We start from the raw sequence: 15,223 nt of genomic DNA on the forward strand, positions 1-15,223 counted from the left end.
CGCCGGGCAGGGTATGGCCTACAGGCTGCCAGCCGTACGTCGGCTGGTTTTCCCGGCCGAGGTCATGGTTTTACTGCTTTGCCTGCCGTCGATACTTTCCAGCCGCATCTGGAACGGAGGGAACGGCATATCAATGCCATGCTCGCGGAAGCCCGCCAGGATCAGCTGATGCATCTCATGGCGTAGCGGCATGCGGTGCCCCATCTCGGCGGCAAAAATACGCAGCTCGAAAATCTGGATCCCCTGCTGCAGGTCGACGAGAAACGCCTCCGGCGCCGGGGTATCGATGACCAGCGAACAGCGATGCGCCGCGGCGATGAGGATCTTGGTCACCTCTTCGGTATCGGCGTCCACCGGAGCCGGCACCGTCAACACCACGCGGGTGACCGAGTCCGACAGCGACCAGTTGATAAACTGTTCGGTGATGAACGCCTTGTTCGGCACGATAATCTCTTTCCGGTCCCAGTCGCTGATGGTGGTGGCGCGGGTATTGATGCGGGTGACGCTGCCCGTCAGGTCGCGGATGGTGACCGTATCGCCGATGCGGATCGGCTTTTCAAACAGGATAATCAGGCCGGAGATAAAGTTAGCGAAGATCTCCTGCAGGCCAAACCCGAGACCCACACCCAGCGCGGCGACCAGCCACTGCAGCTTCGACCACTCAATGCCAATCATCGAGAAGCCCACCAGCCCACCGATCAGCATCAGCAAATACTTGGTGATGGTGGTGATGGCGTAGCCGGTGCCGGGCGTTAAATCGAGGTGCTGGAGGATCGCCAGCTCCAGCAGCGCCGGCAGGTTGCGCACCAGCTGAGTGGTGATGATCAGCACCAGAATGGCAATCAGCACTGCGCCAAGGGTGATGGGCTCGAGGCTTTCCACCCCCTGCACCGTCGAGGTGACGTCCCACAGCGAGATATTCTCAAGGAAGCCAAACGCCGAGTGAATTTCCGACCACAGCACGATGACTGACAGCAGCGCGATCAGCATCAGCAGAGAGCGCACGAGACGCAGCGACTGGGTACTGATGGCATCGAGATCGACCTCGCTGACCTCCGTCTCCACCGATCCTTCCGGGCTGCTGACGTGAACAGGCTCATCTTCGCCGCGGGCGCGCTGGGCGAGAATTTCCGCGCGACGATGGCGGGCCCGGTCGAAGGCCAGTCGGCGCCGCTGGATCAGCATCCAGCGGCGGATAATGTGATAGACCACCAGCAGCAGGAACCAGATGGCGACGGAGGTTTCCAGACGCGCCAGCAGCGCCTGAGCGGTGGCGAGGTAGCCGACGGCGGCCGCCAGCATGGCCACCAGCGGGGCGCCAAGCATCAGGTTCCACAGCAGGCGGTTCACCATGTTGTCGCCATTCCCCTCTTTATCCAGGTAGAGCGGGATGCCGGCATGCTTAAGGCTGAGGGTGACCACCGCCAGCGCGCCGCAGATCAGCAGGAAGCACAGGCGGCCCAGCGAGGCGGAGAACTCGCGGTCGTTAAGATTATCGAACATGATCAGCGCCATTATCAGCGGCACAATCAGTCCGATGCTCATCAGGTAGTAGCGCATCGCTTTCGCCACGCGGTTACGCGGCCAGCCGAAGTGGGCGATAAACAGCCCGTTTGGCCGGGCGAAGGTGGCGCAGATCATCACCACCCACAGCAGAGGCACCGTCGCGGTGACCCCATCGCCAATCGCTACCGCCAGCGGGAAGGGCCAGGCGGACTGCAGACCATAGCCGAGCGTCATCCACAGCACCGGCAGCGGCGAAGCCACCAGTATCGACCAGAAGACCGTGCGCAGCGTCAGCCAGAAGTGATCCTGGGTGACTTTCCCCACCCGAGCGCTGGAGCGCTCAAGGAAGCGGGTGAAATGGCGCCGGGAGCTGATGCTGAAGCCAACCAGCAGCAGGGCGGCAAACAGCGGTAGCAGGGTCTCTTTGCTGGTGAGCATCATCGCGCTGGCTTTACCCAGCTCGCTGATGGTATCCAGGGAGATCAGGCGCCGCAGATCCTGGACGATCTCCAGCGGCCAGGAGAAGCCGATGGGGCTGACGTCCGAAGTCCAGAACAGATAGCGGTGGGTGGCTTCGTTGATCTCCTTCAGCGCGTCTTCCAGCTGGCCGTTGGCGACCTTCAGCTTGGTGAGCTCCAGCATCAGGGTATCGCCGCCGCGCAGCAGCGAGTTCAGCAGCTCGTTCTGCGTGCGTAGCTGCGCCTGCAGGATCTTGTTCTGCTCGCTGGTCAGCGGTTCGCCGTCGGCCTGGCGGATCTGCCGCAGCTGCGGCTGCTTACTGAGTAAATCCTCAAAGCGCAGACGCTGCACGCGCAGCTGCGCCATCTCCGTATCCAGCTGCTGCGGGCGAGGGCGCTCCGGCAGCCGCGCCACCTGGGCGCGCAGGGCTTCGCCCAGCAGATTAGAGGAGCCCAGCCACTGCGACTGCTCGCGCAGGGTGTTTAACGCCTGGCGCACCTGCAGCGTTTGATTCGTCGCCTGCCGCTGCTGGGACGCCACCAGATCCATACGCTGCGCCTGCTGGTTCAGCGCCTGGGAGAGTTCGCGGTTGACTTTAAACTGGGCGGTGATGTCCGGCGGCAGGTTTTCACTGTTCTCCGCCAGCAGTTCGGTACTCTCCAGCGCTTTTTCCGCCTCCCGCTGGCGCTGGCTGTTCTGCAGATTACGCAGCGCCTGCAGATAGGCATCCAGCTGCTCGCTCTGCTTTTGCGCCAGTTCAGAACGGGCGCGCGACAGCTCCTGGCGGTTATTGGCGGAAAGCTGGGCGAGGTCGAGCTCATCCACCAGCGCCTTCAGGCGCGCCGATTCCGCCTGCAGGGCAAGATTTTGCGCCTGGGCGAGAGCATTGTTGCCGGTTTGCGTGCCGATGCGGCGCTCAACCTCATTGAGCTGACGCCGGGCGTCGGTTTGCTGCTGCGGCAGCTGGTTCAGGGAGTCGGCGATTTCACGCGCGCGATCCTGCTCCTGCTGCGCCTGACGGCTTGACTCCAGCAGCTGGCTGCTGACCTGGAGGATCTCCTGGTTCAGCGCATCGGCGGTCAGGCCGACTGGCACCTGGCGCGGCTCTTCGCTCAGATTGTTGAGCTGGGCACGCAGGCTTTGAAACAGTTTGGGGAAATTGTCGATAACGTCCTGATACTGACGGGCGCGCTCGAGAGACGATTTTCGCTCCTCAAGCGCGTTCAGCGCGGACTGCAGAACTTCAACGGTTTCAGGCTGGGCGGGCTTTGCCGCCTTCGCCTGTTCCAGTTCCTGGGTTATCTGTTTAGCATCCGGGGCTGTCGCAGCGTACGCCCCGAAACTGAGGCTCAAGGCCAACAGGAAAGTGTATATCAGGCGCACGGCATAACCCTTTTGCTGAAGAATTAACCTTGGTCTTGTTTATCGTCAACCAGCGGGCTGGCGCGATGTTCGGCGCGGATCTCTTCTTCCTGTAACGGCGCCGGTTCAGCGGCGGTGGTTGCTTCCACCGTTGTCGCCAGCGGTTGGCCGATTTTAGTCACGGACAGGCTTTGCAGCATGTCGACCAGCTTCACCTGGCCCGGGGCAAACAGGTTGATCACGGTGGAGCCCAGTTTGAAGCGGCCCATCTCCTGGCCTTTCAGCAGGGCGACGGAGCCTTCGCTGTCGCCAGCGGGCCAGGTCCAGCGTTTAATAATGCCTTCGCGCGGCGGGGTTACGGTGCCGGACCACACGGTCTCGATGCTGCCGACGATAGTCGCGCCCACCAGAATTTGCGCCATCGGGCCAAACTCAGTATCAAACAGGCAGATGACGCGCTCGTTACGGGCGAACAGGTTCGGCACGTTCTGCGCCGTCAGATGGTTAACGGAGAACAGGTCGCCAGGAACGTAGATCATTTCGCGCAGGATACCGTTGCACGGCATGTGCACGCGGTGATAGTCGCGCGGCGACAGATAGGTGGTGGCGAAGCTGCCGTTACGGAACAGGTCGGCCATCTGGTAGTTGCCGGCCAGTAAGGCCTCCAGGCTGTAGTCGTGGCCCTTGGCCTGCAGAATTTTATCGTTCTCAATGGCACCAAGCTGGCTGATCACGCCGTCGGCCGGCATCACCAGTACGTTAGGATCGGTATTCAGCGGGCGAACGTCGTCGCGCAGCGGGCGCACAAAGAAATCGTTGAAGGTGCGATAGGCCGCGGTATCCGGCTTCTGCGCCTCTTTCATATCGACCTTGTAGTATTTCACGAACAGATCGATGACCAGCTTCGTCAGCCAACCTGCGCGTTTGCTCGCACCCCAGCCTGCGAGGCGGGTGAGCCACAGTTTAGGCAGAATGTATTGCAGTGAAAGTTTAAGATCGTTTAACAAAGTAGCCTCCAGGCCATGATATGTCGTTCCTGACCCCGCCTGCGGGCGGGGACCTGAAAAAAGGGGACGATTCTATACGTAAAACTCGCCAAATGGCATCCGCGTAAGCCGCGTCATCACCGCTGCCCGGCAGCGCCTGACGTGACGCTCAGCTTAATGGTCAGTCATCGGTCGAGGAAAAGTTTTTACGCGTTTTTACCTGTACCTGCGCCATGCTTTCCAGGATGCGGTGGTAGTTCTCGAAACGGCTTTCGGCGATCTTGCCGCTCTCTACCGCTTCGCGAAGCGCACAGCCAGGATCGGTATCGTGTTTACAGTCGCGATATTTGCAACGGCCTAAATAATCATGGAATTCGACAAAGCCGTTGGTGATTTGTTCCGCTTCCAGATGCCACAGGCCGAACTCACGTACCCCCGGTGAATCAATCACATCGCCGCCGTGCGGGAAGTGGTAGAGGCGCGCCGCGGTGGTGGTGTGCTGGCCTAAGCCGGAAACGTCCGAGACATCATTGGTGAGGATCTGATCCTCATTCAGCCCCAGCAGGGCGTTCAGCAGGCTTGATTTACCCACCCCGGACTGCCCGGCGAAGATGCTGATGCGGTCGGTCAGGGCCGCTTCCAGCGGCTTGAGGCCGTCCTGAGTACGGCTGGAGACCAGCAGTACGCGGTAACCGATGTTGCGGTAGATGTCCATTTGCTCATTGACGAAGCGCAGGCCATCGTCATCCAGCAGATCGATTTTGTTCAGGACGATTAACGGCTCGATATCCTGCGCCTCGCAGGCCACCAGATAGCGATCGATAATATTCAGCGACAGCTCAGGCAGGATCGCGGAAACTACCACGATCTGGTCGATATTGGCGGCGATAGGCTTCACGCCGTCGTAAAAATCCGGGCGCGTCAGGACGGAGGCGCGATCGTGAACCGCTTCGACGATCCCTTTGACGCTTACGCCGTCGGCGGCGTCTTTACCCGGCCGCCAGACCACGCGGTCGCCGGTGACCAGCGAACGGATCGTCCGGCGGATATTGCAGCGATGCACGCTGCCGTCAGCGGATTCGACGTCGGCATGCATGCCAAAGCGACTGATGACAATGCCTTCCGACGTGTCGCCAAACAGGTTGTCATCGTAGTCGGCCTTCTCCGCAGTGGTTTTCAGACGGCGCTGGTGGTTGGCTTTGACGCGGCGCTGCTGGCCTTTGGAGAGTTTATTTTTACTCAATCGAACTGGCTCCTGGTCGCCCTGATGGGGCAAAACCTCTATGATACACGCTATTTTAGATGAATATAGTCACGCAAGAAGGGTGGAAAATAGCATGAGTGCAAATGAAAACAACCTCATTTGGATCGATCTTGAGATGACAGGGCTGGATCCGGAGCGCGATCGCATTATTGAAATCGCCACCCTGGTGACCGATGCCAACCTGAACATTCTGGCCGAGGGGCCGACCATCGCGGTGCATCAATCGGATGCCCAGCTGGCGCTGATGGACGAGTGGAATGTGCGGACGCATACCGGCAGCGGGCTGGTGGATCGCGTGAAGGCCAGCGCCGTCAGCGAGCACGACGCCGAACTGGCGACCATTGAGTTTCTTAAGCAGTGGGTGCCGGCGGGCAAGTCGCCGATCTGCGGCAACAGCATCGGCCAGGATCGTCGCTTCCTGTTTAAGTACATGCCGCAACTGGAAGCCTATTTCCACTATCGCTATCTGGACGTTAGCACGCTGAAAGAGCTGGCGCGTCGCTGGAAGCCGGAAATTCTCGACGGCTTTAAAAAGCAGGGTACCCATCAGGCGATGGACGATATCCGCGAGTCAGTCGCCGAGCTGGCTTACTACCGCGAGCATTTCATTAAGCTGTAAACCGCGACCGGGCCCTGTGCGCGGCCCGGTACACCTTTCTGCCTTATTTAAACCACTTCTGCTGCATCTGCTGGAAGTCAGGCGTCGCCATGACCGCGGTCAGGGCATCGTTGATCGCATTCAGCAGCTCCGGATCGTCTTTGCGCACCGCAATCGCATACTGCTTACCGTAATAAGCCGGGTCGGTGGCCCGTTCATCCATGATGGCGTAGTCAGGGTTCTCCTGCTGCCAGGCGTCGAGGGTGGCGAAGTCGCCCATGACGCCGGTTATTTGCCCGGCCTTCAGCGCGGCCAGGGCGCTGGCGACGTCGTCGTAAGGAACAGCCTGTACGGCTTTCTGTTTATCACGCAGATAGTGTTGATGCAGTGTGCCTTTCACCACGCCGACTTTTTTGGCTTTCAGGTCGGCAAAGGTATGGGCGACATCTTTGTTGACGATCACCACCCCGGAGAGCGCCTGGCGATAGGGACGGCTGAAGGCGACCTGCTTCTCACGCATCGGGATCACTTCCATGCCGGCAATCACCGCGTCAAATTTCTTGAAGCGTAAAGCCGGGATCAGCGTATCGAAACGCTGCGCCGTGAACTGGCACTGCGCCTGCATCTGCTGGCACAGGGCCTGGGCAAGATCGATATCGAAGCCGACAGGCTGATTTTTGCCGTTGGCGGTGACAAACGGCGGATTGGCCGTGCTGGTGCCAAAATGGAGCGTCTCGGCTGACGCGGTTCCGATGGCCAGCGTGCTCAGCAGCAGGACGGTGAGGACTTTTCTCATGCTAATTCCCTGTTTGGCGGCGTGGTGGCCTCGTTTTACGTCGCGCCACCGCTGTATGATGCGAGCGATTTTGCGTCATTCAGGCGGGCGGAAAAAGCGATTTTGCCCGAAATGACGCTTATTTATACAATTCAGCGGCGTAGGTGGCGAGAAAATATCCATTTAAACAAAAAACGCAAAAAAGTGATGAACAGGGGGTTGCAGGGGCATCGAATTCTCGTATAATGCGCCTCCCGTAACGACGCAGAAATGCAAATTACGACGCCATCGAAATATGGCAAAAAATGCAGTAACGCGGGAATAGCTCAGTTGGTAGAGCACGACCTTGCCAAGGTCGGGGTCGCGAGTTCGAGTCTCGTTTCCCGCTCCAAAATTTGAAAGCACCATCCTGATCAAAGGATTTCATCTCGCAGATGCGGGGCGAAAGCCAAAGATTAAGCGGGAATAGCTCAGTTGGTAGAGCACGACCTTGCCAAGGTCGGGGTCGCGAGTTCGAGTCTCGTTTCCCGCTCCAAAATTTGAATGACACACCACACCAGTCGCAGTTTTCAGGTTGCTACACAGTAGCTTGAATGACGATGATTAAGCGGGAATAGCTCAGTTGGTAGAGCACGACCTTGCCAAGGTCGGGGTCGCGAGTTCGAGTCTCGTTTCCCGCTCCAAATTTTCTTCCATCTCTTATTTATCCACAGTGCAATCCAGCGCCGGGGATGATTTTCGTTTGGTCTGCAGAAATACTGTGAACAGAGTTATCCACAGGTTGTCGTTTCGTCTCTGACGGCGTAAATGCTTCGCTTTGTAAATAATATCTTTATATCTAATTGAAATTTAACAATTAAATTTCATTTCGAAATGTTAATCCGATCACTTGACCTCGGTCTGCGCCTTGAAACGCAATGTGTTTTAGATTTTATTCACAGCCTGTGAATGAATCAGGCGTCGCGCGGCAGCCCTTTCTCTACCACCCTGACCAGACGTAATTTTTTCGGCAGCTGTACTTCAACGGCGTCGGCGCTCCGTTTTTTCAGCTGCTGGGCCATCGCCCACTCAATGTGTTCGTCGAGAAGCGGGTGCTCGCCCAGGCGACTCTCCAGCGCGCGAAGATGGGCTTCATCCCAGGGCGCATTACCCAGCGCGACGGCGATATTACGCAGCCAGCGCAGGTGACCAATGCGACGAATCGCCGACCCTTCGGTCACCTTCAGAAACCACGCTTCGCTCCAGGCGAACAGCTCCACCAGCGGCGGGGCATGCAGCGCCTGGCGCGGACTGAAATCCTCTTCATCGGTGAGCTGTGAGAAACGGTTCCACGGACAGATGAGCTGGCAGTCGTCACAGCCATAGATCCGGTTGCCGATGAGCGGACGGAATTCCTCCGGGATCGCGCCTTCCAGTTCGATGGTGAGATAGGAGATGCAGCGGCGGGCGTCGACGGTATAGGGCTCGACGATGGCCCCGGTGGGGCAGATGGTCATGCAGGCGACGCAGCGTCCACACTCCTCCGCGACCGGGCTGTCGACCGGCAGGGGCAGGTCAGTCAGCAGTTCGCCGAGGAAAAAGAAGGAGCCGGCGTCGCGGCTTAAGATAAGTGAGTGCTTACCTGTCCATCCAAGGCCCGCTTTTTCTGCGATGGGCCGCTCCAGAATAGGCGCGGAATCGACAAAAGGTCTAAAATTGAGCGAAGCACACTGTTCCTGAATCTTCTCACCCAGTTTTTTCAGGCGATTACGTAGCAGCTTATGATAATCACGCCCAAGGGCATAACGGCTGACGTAACCCAGCGCGGGATCTTTCAGGGTGCGGGCAAAGGCGGCGTTGGCGGGCAGATAGTTCATCCGCACGCTGATGACGCGTAACGTACCGGGCAGCAGTTCGTGGGGGCGGGCGCGCATCATACCGTGACGGGCCATCCACTCCATTTCGCCGTGGTATTGTTTATCCAGCCATGCCTGCAGTTTGGGTTCACTGGCGCTAAGGTCGGTATCGGCGATACCGACCTGCTGGAACCCGAGCTCTGTGCCCCATTGTTTGATTTGTTGCGCTAACTGAACGAGATCGAGGGGCTGTGACATGATGGACCATACAATGACGAAAAATCCTGACAGTATACCATACAACATTTGGCCTGCGGAGGCGCTGCGCCTGGCCGAACGAGAGGCGGCGGACAGTCTGGGACTGACGCTGTTTGAACTGATGCAGCGCGCGGGCGAGGCGGCGTTCCAGCTGGCCAGCCGCGCTTTTCCTGACAGCGCGCACTGGCTGATCCTTTGCGGGCATGGCAACAACGGCGGCGACGGATATGTCGTCGCGCGTCTGGCCCAGGCCGCCGGGCGGCGGGTGACGCTGCTGGCGGTGGAGAGTGACAACCCGCTACCGGAAGAGGCGCAGGCGGCGCGGGAGGCATGGCTTAACGCCGGCGGCGTGATCCATGCGGCCACAGTCCCCTGGCCAGACGATATCTCACTGATTATTGACGGCCTGCTTGGCACCGGGTTGCGCAGTGCGCCGCGCGAATCCATCGCGGCGCTCATCCACCAGGCGAACCACCATCCTGCGCCGGTGGTGGCTCTGGATATCCCTTCCGGCCTGAATGCGCAGACCGGCGCGACGCCGGGGGCGGTCATTCAGGCCGACCATACGCTGACGTTTATTGCGCTCAAGCCGGGGCTGCTGACCGGCAAGGCGCGGGATGTCGTCGGGCAGCTCCACCATCATGCGCTGGGGCTTGAGCGCTGGCTCGCCGGACAAAGTACTCCCCTGACGCGATTTTGCGCCGCCCACCTTGCCGACTGGCTGCCGCCGCGCCGGGCTACCTCCCATAAGGGCGATCACGGCAAGCTGGCGATCGTCGGCGGCGATCGCGGCACGGCAGGCGCGATTCGCATGTGCGGTGAAGCGGCTTTACGCGCCGGCGCAGGGCTGGTGCGAGTACTCACTCACCCTGAGAATGTGGCGCCCATTATCACCGCCCGGCCGGAATTAATGGTGGATGAGCTGACGCCGCAGACCCTGAAAGCCGCGCTGGAATGGGCGGATGTGGTGGCGATTGGCCCGGGCCTGGGGCAGAACGAGTGGGGACGCAGCGCCCTGCGCATGGTGGAAAGTGTTAACAAACCGATGGTCTGGGACGCAGACGCGCTGAACCTGCTGGCATTCAATCCCGATAAACGTCACAATCGCGTGCTGACGCCGCACCCCGGCGAAGCGGCCCGTCTGCTGAACGTCAGCGTGGCAGAAATTGAAAGCGATCGCTTACTTTCTGCGCAGCGTCTGGTAAAACGGTATGGCGGCGTGGTCGTGCTGAAAGGCGCGGGCACGGTGGTGGCCAGTGAAAGCGGGGCGATGGGCATTATCGACGCCGGCAATGCCGGGATGGCCAGCGGCGGAATGGGCGATGTGCTCACTGGCATTATCGCCGCATTGTTAGGACAGCACCTGACGCCGTATGATGCTGCCTGTGCCGGGTGCGTCGCGCATGGCGATGCCGCCGACCGACTGGCCGCCCGCGAGGGCACCCGCGGCATGCTGGCGACCGATCTCTTTTCCACGCTCAGGCGTGTTGTTAACCCGGATGTGATTGACGTAGACCATGATTAACCGAGTGATTCCTTTACCCGATGAGCAGGCCACGCTGGCCCTGGGCGACCGTATTGCGCAGGCCTGTACCGGCGCCACCGTGATTTACCTGTATGGTGACCTAGGCGCGGGGAAAACCACCTTTAGCCGCGGCTTTTTACAGGCGCTCGGTCACCGCGGCAATGTCAAAAGCCCAACCTATACCCTGGTGGAGCCGTACATCCTCGACAAACTGATGGTGTATCACTTCGATCTCTACCGCCTGGCGGATCCTGAGGAGCTGGAATTTATGGGGATCCGCGATTATTTTGCCGACGATGCCATCTGCCTGGTGGAATGGCCGCAGCAAGGCGCAGGTGTCCTGCCTGACCCGGACGTTGAAATTCACCTTGATTACCAGGCACAAGGGCGTGAGGCGCGCATTACCGCGATCTCCTCACGGGGTGAGTCTTTACTGGCGCGTTTAGCCATTTAGCCTGAAGGATGACGGGATGAAGTATCGCATAACCACCTGGCTTGCCGCTGCGCTGATGCTGTCGAGTCTTCACGCCACTGCGGCGAGTTTATCCGATATCCAGGTCTCCAATGGAGACCAGCAGGCCCGTATTACTCTTAGCTTTGTCGGTGAACCGGAGTATTCCTTTACCCCGCAGGGCAAACGACTGGTGGCGCTGGATATCAAGCAGACCGGCGTATTGCAGGGACTGCCGCTGAAATTTAGCGGCAGCAACCTGGTGAAGAGTATTCGCGCCGGTACGCCGCAGGATACGCAGACGCTGCGTCTGCTGGTGGATCTGACGGAAGATGGCAAAACCCGGGCGGTGAAGCAGCAGAACGGGGCGAATTACACGGTGGTCTTTACCATCAACGCCGACGCGCCACCGCCGCCACCGCCGCCGCCTCCTGTGGTGGTGAAACGGGCCGACCCGCCGCCGGTAATGCCTTCCCGGACGGCGACGGCGGGACGCAATCCGTTCAGCTCGTCGGGCCACGATCGGCAGACGGTGATGACCCCCTCTCAGCCGGCGATGACCAACAATCAGACCGTGACCCGTCCGGCGGCCCGCACGGTGTCGGCGCAGGATAAGGTGATTATCGCCATCGACGCCGGGCACGGCGGTCAGGATCCTGGCGCGATTGGTCCGAATGGCACCAAAGAGAAGAACGTGACTATCGCTATCGCGCGCAAGCTGCGGGCGCTGCTGAACGCCGATCCGCAGTTTAAACCGGTGCTGACCCGTGACGGGGATTACTTTATTTCGGTAATGGGGCGCTCGGATGTGGCGCGTAAGCAAAACGCCAACTTCCTCGTCTCAATCCATGCCGACGCCGCGCCAAACCGCGATGCCACCGGCGCCTCGGTATGGGTGCTCTCGAACCGTCGCGCCAACAGTGAAATGGCCGGCTGGCTGGAGCAGCATGAGAAGCAGTCTGAACTGCTCGGCGGCGCGGGCGATGTGCTGGCGAACAGCCAGGCCGATCCCTACCTGAGCCAGGCGGTGCTGGATCTGCAGTTCGGTCACTCCCAGCGTGTCGGCTACGATGTGGCGACCAACGTGCTCAGCCAGCTGCAGCGGATTGGCAATCTGCATAAGCGCCGTCCTGAGCATGCCAGCCTCGGCGTACTGCGCTCGCCGGACATTCCGTCGATCCTCGTGGAAACAGGCTTTATCAGTAACAACGGGGAAGAACGGCTGCTGGGGAGCGATGATTACCAGGAGCAGATTGCGGAGGCGATTTACAACGGTCTGCGCAACTACTTTATGCAGCATCCGCTGCAGTCTGCGCCTCGCGGCGAGGCGGCGCAGACCGCCAGCGCCGCAGCGCCAGGCGGGATGTTGATTAACTAAGGAGCAGGGGATGCCGATTCAGGTTCTGCCGCCGCAGCTCGCCAACCAGATTGCCGCCGGCGAAGTGGTGGAACGGCCCGCGTCGGTGGTGAAAGAGCTGGTTGAAAACAGCCTTGATGCGGGCGCCACGCGAATTGATATTGATATCGAACGCGGCGGCGCGAAGCTCATTCGCATTCGCGATAACGGCTGCGGCATCAAAAAAGACGAGCTGGCGCTGGCCCTGGCTCGCCACGCGACCAGCAAAATCGCCTCGCTCGACGATCTCGAAGCCATTATCAGCCTCGGCTTTCGCGGCGAAGCGCTGGCCAGTATTAGCTCGGTGGCGCGTCTGACGCTCACCTCGCGCACGGCGGAACAGCAGGAAGCCTGGCAGGCGTATGCCGAAGGCCGCGATCAGGCGGTGACGGTGAAGCCGGCGGCGCACCCGGTCGGCACCACCCTGGAAGTCCTCGATCTGTTCTACAATACCCCGGCGCGGCGCAAATTTATGCGTACCGAAAAGACTGAGTTCGGCCACATTGACGAGGTGGTCCGCCGCATTGCGCTGGCGCGCTTCGACGTCACCATCAACCTCAGCCATAACGGCAAGGTGATGCGCCAGTACCGGGCAGTCGCTCAGGATGGCCAGCGGGAGCGGCGGCTGGGAACCATCTGTGGCGCCGCCTTTCTTGAACATGCCCTGGCGATTGAGTGGCAGCATGGCGATCTGACCCTGCGCGGCTGGGTCGCCGATCCGCTGCATACCACCCCTGCGCTGGCGGAAATTCAGTATTGCTATGTTAACGGGCGGATGATGCGCGACCGGCTGATCAACCACGCTATCCGCCAGGCCTGTGAAGACAAACTGGGGGCCGATCAGCAGCCGGCGTTTGTGCTGTATCTGGAGATCGATCCCCATCAGGTGGATGTGAACGTCCACCCGGCCAAGCATGAGGTGCGTTTCCATCAGTCGCGCCTGGTGCATGACTTTATCTACCAGGGCGTACTGAGCGTGCTGCAGCAGCAACTTGACGCGCCGCTGGCGGAAAAAGACGACCCGCCGGCGCCCCGTGCGATGCCGGAGAACCGGATCGCGGCGGGCGGCAACCAGTTTGCGCGGCCGTCGGAAGCGCGTGAACCGGCAACCCGTTTCAGCATCACGCCATCGCGTGAGCCTGCGGCCTCCAGCGGCAGGCCGGGCGGCGCGAGCTGGCCGCACGCGCAGCCGGGTTACCAGAAGCAGCAAGGGGCGCTTTATCGTCAGTTGCTCGACACGCCAACGGCACCAAAGCCCGCATTACAGACTCCGGGCGCGGCGGAACTGGCCGGTCACAGCCAGAGCTTTGGCAGAGTGCTGACGATTGTGAGTCGCGACTGCGCGCTGCTGGAGCGCGAGGGCGGCCTGGCGCTGCTGTCGTTGACCGTTGCCGAGCGCTGGCTGCGCCAGGCGCAGTTAACCCCGGGAGCAGAGGCCGTCTGTGCCCAGCCGCTGCTGATCCCCCTGCGGTTAAAAGTGACGGAAGGGGAAAAACAGGCGCTGGCCGCCGCGCAGCCGGCGCTGACGCAGCTGGGGATCGATATGCATACCGATGCCCTGCACGTGACGGTGCGCGCGGTCCCTTTACCCTTAAGACAACAAAATTTACAAATCTTGATTCCTGAACTGATAGGCTACCTGGCGCAGCAAAACGCATTCGACGTCGGCAATATCGCCCAATGGATGGCGCGTAATCTGACGAGCGAACAGACGTCATGGAATATGGCGCAGGCGATTGCGCTGCTGGCGGACGTTGAGCGTCTTTGCCCGCAGCTGGTGAGAACGCCGCCGGGTGGCCTGTTACAACCTGTAGATCTCCATTCGGCGATGAATGCCCTGAAAGATGAATGATGTAACCGAGGCGAGCCTGCCCAAGGCAATTTTTTTAATGGGCCCGACGGCCTCCGGCAAAACCGCGCTGGCGATAGCCTTACGTAAAGTTTTGCCAGTAGAGTTGATTAGTGTTGATTCCGCCCTCATTTATCGGGGAATGGATATTGGCACCGCCAAACCGGATGCCGCAGAGCTGAGCGCCGCGCCGCACCGGCTGCTGGATATTTTGGATCCTGCAGAGGCCTATTCCGCGGCGGATTTTCGCCGCGATGCGCTGGCGGCGATGGCGGAAATTGTCGCCGCCGGGCGAATTCCGCTGTTAGTCGGCGGGACGATGTTGTATTTCAAAGCGTTGCTGGAAGGATTGTCGCCCTTACCGTCCGCTGACCCAGAGGTCAGAGCGCGGATTGAGCAACAGGCCGCAGAGCAGGGGTGGAACGCGTTACATCAGCAGTTACAGGAGATCGATCCCGTAGCGGCTGCGCGTATTCATCCAAATGATCCGCAAAGGCTTTCCCGGGCACTGGAAGTTTTTTTCATTTCGGGTAAAACTTTAACGGAACTGACGCAAACGTCAGGAGACGCTCTGCCATATCAGGTGCATCAGTTCGCCATCGCCCCGGCGAGCCGTGAACTGCTCCATCAACGCATAGAACAGCGTTTTCATCAGATGTTAGCTTCAGGTTTTGAAGCAGAAGTACGGGCGCTTTTTGCCCGCGGAGATTTGCATACGGATATGCCTTCCATCCGTTGTGTCGGATACCGCCAGATGTGGTCATATCTCAATGGCGAGATCCCATATGATGAGATGGTTTATCGAGGTGTTTGCGCCACGAGACAGTTAGCCAAACGTCAGGTCACCTGGCTGCGCGGTTGGGAAGGTGTGCACTGGTTAGACAGTGAACAACCTGAACAAGCGCTCAACAAAGTATTACAGGTTGTTGGTGCGAGCCAGAACTGAACGTGTACAATTA

General features: G+C 59.9%; 11 protein-coding genes and 3 tRNA genes. 9 read left to right on the forward strand and 5 right to left on the reverse strand.

What is annotated here, in order from left to right:
- Positions 1-18: 18 nt before the first annotated feature.
- The 3 genes from mscM to rsgA form a co-directional block, all read right to left on the reverse strand.
- A complete protein-coding gene (gene mscM, locus ACLH1U_RS19125) occupies positions 19-3,348 on the reverse strand; it encodes a miniconductance mechanosensitive channel MscM (RefSeq protein ID WP_017900929.1) in 3,330 nt (1,109 codons plus the stop codon).
- A gap of 23 nt (positions 3,349-3,371) precedes the next feature.
- A complete protein-coding gene (asd, locus tag ACLH1U_RS19130; protein ID WP_411299400.1) occupies positions 3,372-4,334 on the reverse strand; it encodes an archaetidylserine decarboxylase in 963 nt (320 codons plus the stop codon).
- A 160-nt stretch (positions 4,335-4,494) separates the two neighbouring features.
- A complete protein-coding gene (gene rsgA / locus ACLH1U_RS19135) occupies positions 4,495-5,556 on the reverse strand; it encodes a small ribosomal subunit biogenesis GTPase RsgA (RefSeq protein WP_023291707.1) in 1,062 nt (353 codons plus the stop codon).
- Positions 5,557-5,650: 94 nt separating this feature from the next.
- On the opposite strand from rsgA, the gene orn reads away from it, so the two are divergent.
- Positions 5,651-6,196, forward strand: a complete 546-nt coding sequence (gene orn, locus ACLH1U_RS19140) for an oligoribonuclease (protein ID WP_004206435.1) — start codon at positions 5,651-5,653, stop codon at positions 6,194-6,196.
- 43 nt (positions 6,197-6,239) lie between these two features.
- Here orn and ACLH1U_RS19145 read toward each other — a convergent pair whose 3' ends face one another.
- Positions 6,240-6,971 carry a transporter substrate-binding domain-containing protein gene (locus ACLH1U_RS19145; protein WP_004206436.1) on the reverse strand — a complete coding sequence of 244 codons (732 nt, stop codon included), beginning with the start codon at positions 6,969-6,971 and terminating at the stop codon, positions 6,240-6,242.
- Positions 6,972-7,265: 294 nt separating this feature from the next.
- On the opposite strand from ACLH1U_RS19145, the gene ACLH1U_RS19150 reads away from it, so the two are divergent.
- From ACLH1U_RS19150 to ACLH1U_RS19160, 3 genes are all read left to right on the forward strand, one after another.
- Positions 7,266-7,341, forward strand: a tRNA-Gly gene (locus ACLH1U_RS19150).
- A gap of 68 nt (positions 7,342-7,409) precedes the next feature.
- Positions 7,410-7,485: transfer RNA gene (locus tag ACLH1U_RS19155), tRNA-Gly, on the forward strand.
- 72 nt (positions 7,486-7,557) lie between these two features.
- Positions 7,558-7,633 (forward strand) — tRNA-Gly (locus tag ACLH1U_RS19160).
- 270 nt (positions 7,634-7,903) lie between these two features.
- Here ACLH1U_RS19160 and queG read toward each other — a convergent pair.
- Entirely contained in the window at positions 7,904-9,043 is a 1,140-nt protein-coding gene (queG, locus tag ACLH1U_RS19165) for a tRNA epoxyqueuosine(34) reductase QueG (RefSeq protein WP_411299401.1), read from the reverse strand.
- 13 nt (positions 9,044-9,056) lie between these two features.
- Here queG and nnr point away from each other — a divergent pair, with 13 nt between their 5' ends.
- The 5 genes from nnr to miaA are packed head-to-tail and all read left to right on the forward strand — an operon-like array spanning position 9,057 to position 15,210.
- Positions 9,057-10,568, forward strand: coding sequence for a bifunctional ADP-dependent NAD(P)H-hydrate dehydratase/NAD(P)H-hydrate epimerase (nnr, locus tag ACLH1U_RS19170; RefSeq protein WP_194859211.1), 1,512 nt, complete (start codon positions 9,057-9,059; stop codon positions 10,566-10,568).
- Positions 10,561-11,022: a tRNA (adenosine(37)-N6)-threonylcarbamoyltransferase complex ATPase subunit type 1 TsaE gene (gene tsaE / locus ACLH1U_RS19175; protein ID WP_139620694.1), complete on the forward strand. Its 462-nt coding sequence runs from the start codon at positions 10,561-10,563 to the stop codon at positions 11,020-11,022. Before nnr ends, tsaE begins: the two co-directional genes overlap by 8 nt.
- Before the next feature lie 16 nt (positions 11,023-11,038).
- On the forward strand, positions 11,039-12,397 hold the full coding sequence (amiB, locus tag ACLH1U_RS19180; RefSeq protein ID WP_044525185.1) for an N-acetylmuramoyl-L-alanine amidase AmiB: 1,359 nt from the start codon (positions 11,039-11,041) through the stop codon (positions 12,395-12,397).
- A 10-nt stretch (positions 12,398-12,407) separates the two neighbouring features.
- A complete protein-coding gene (mutL, locus tag ACLH1U_RS19185; RefSeq protein WP_048336486.1) occupies positions 12,408-14,267 on the forward strand; it encodes a DNA mismatch repair endonuclease MutL in 1,860 nt (619 codons plus the stop codon).
- Entirely contained in the window at positions 14,260-15,210 is a 951-nt protein-coding gene (gene miaA / locus ACLH1U_RS19190) for a tRNA (adenosine(37)-N6)-dimethylallyltransferase MiaA (RefSeq protein ID WP_004206442.1), read from the forward strand. Before mutL ends, miaA begins: the two co-directional genes overlap by 8 nt.
- Positions 15,211-15,223 lie beyond the last annotated feature (13 nt).

Source organism: Klebsiella sp. 1SOBk5mer (genome assembly GCF_046603115.1).
GTDB classification, from domain to species: Bacteria; Pseudomonadota; Gammaproteobacteria; order Enterobacterales; family Enterobacteriaceae; genus Klebsiella; species Klebsiella quasipneumoniae.

Coding starts and splice junctions, on each gene's coding strand:
- orn (WP_004206435.1), top strand. CDS start 5,651: ATGAGTGCAAATGAAAACAACCTCATTTGGATCGATCTTGAGATGACA.
- ACLH1U_RS19145 (WP_004206436.1), bottom strand. CDS start 6,971: ATGAGAAAAGTCCTCACCGTCCTGCTGCTGAGCACGCTGGCCATCGGA.
- queG (WP_411299401.1), bottom strand. CDS start 9,043: ATGTCACAGCCCCTCGATCTCGTTCAGTTAGCGCAACAAATCAAACAA.
- nnr (WP_194859211.1), top strand. CDS start 9,057: ATGACGAAAAATCCTGACAGTATACCATACAACATTTGGCCTGCGGAG.
- tsaE (WP_139620694.1), top strand. CDS start 10,561: ATGATTAACCGAGTGATTCCTTTACCCGATGAGCAGGCCACGCTGGCC.
- amiB (WP_044525185.1), top strand. CDS start 11,039: ATGAAGTATCGCATAACCACCTGGCTTGCCGCTGCGCTGATGCTGTCG.
- mutL (WP_048336486.1), top strand. CDS start 12,408: ATGCCGATTCAGGTTCTGCCGCCGCAGCTCGCCAACCAGATTGCCGCC.
- miaA (WP_004206442.1), top strand. CDS start 14,260: ATGAATGATGTAACCGAGGCGAGCCTGCCCAAGGCAATTTTTTTAATG.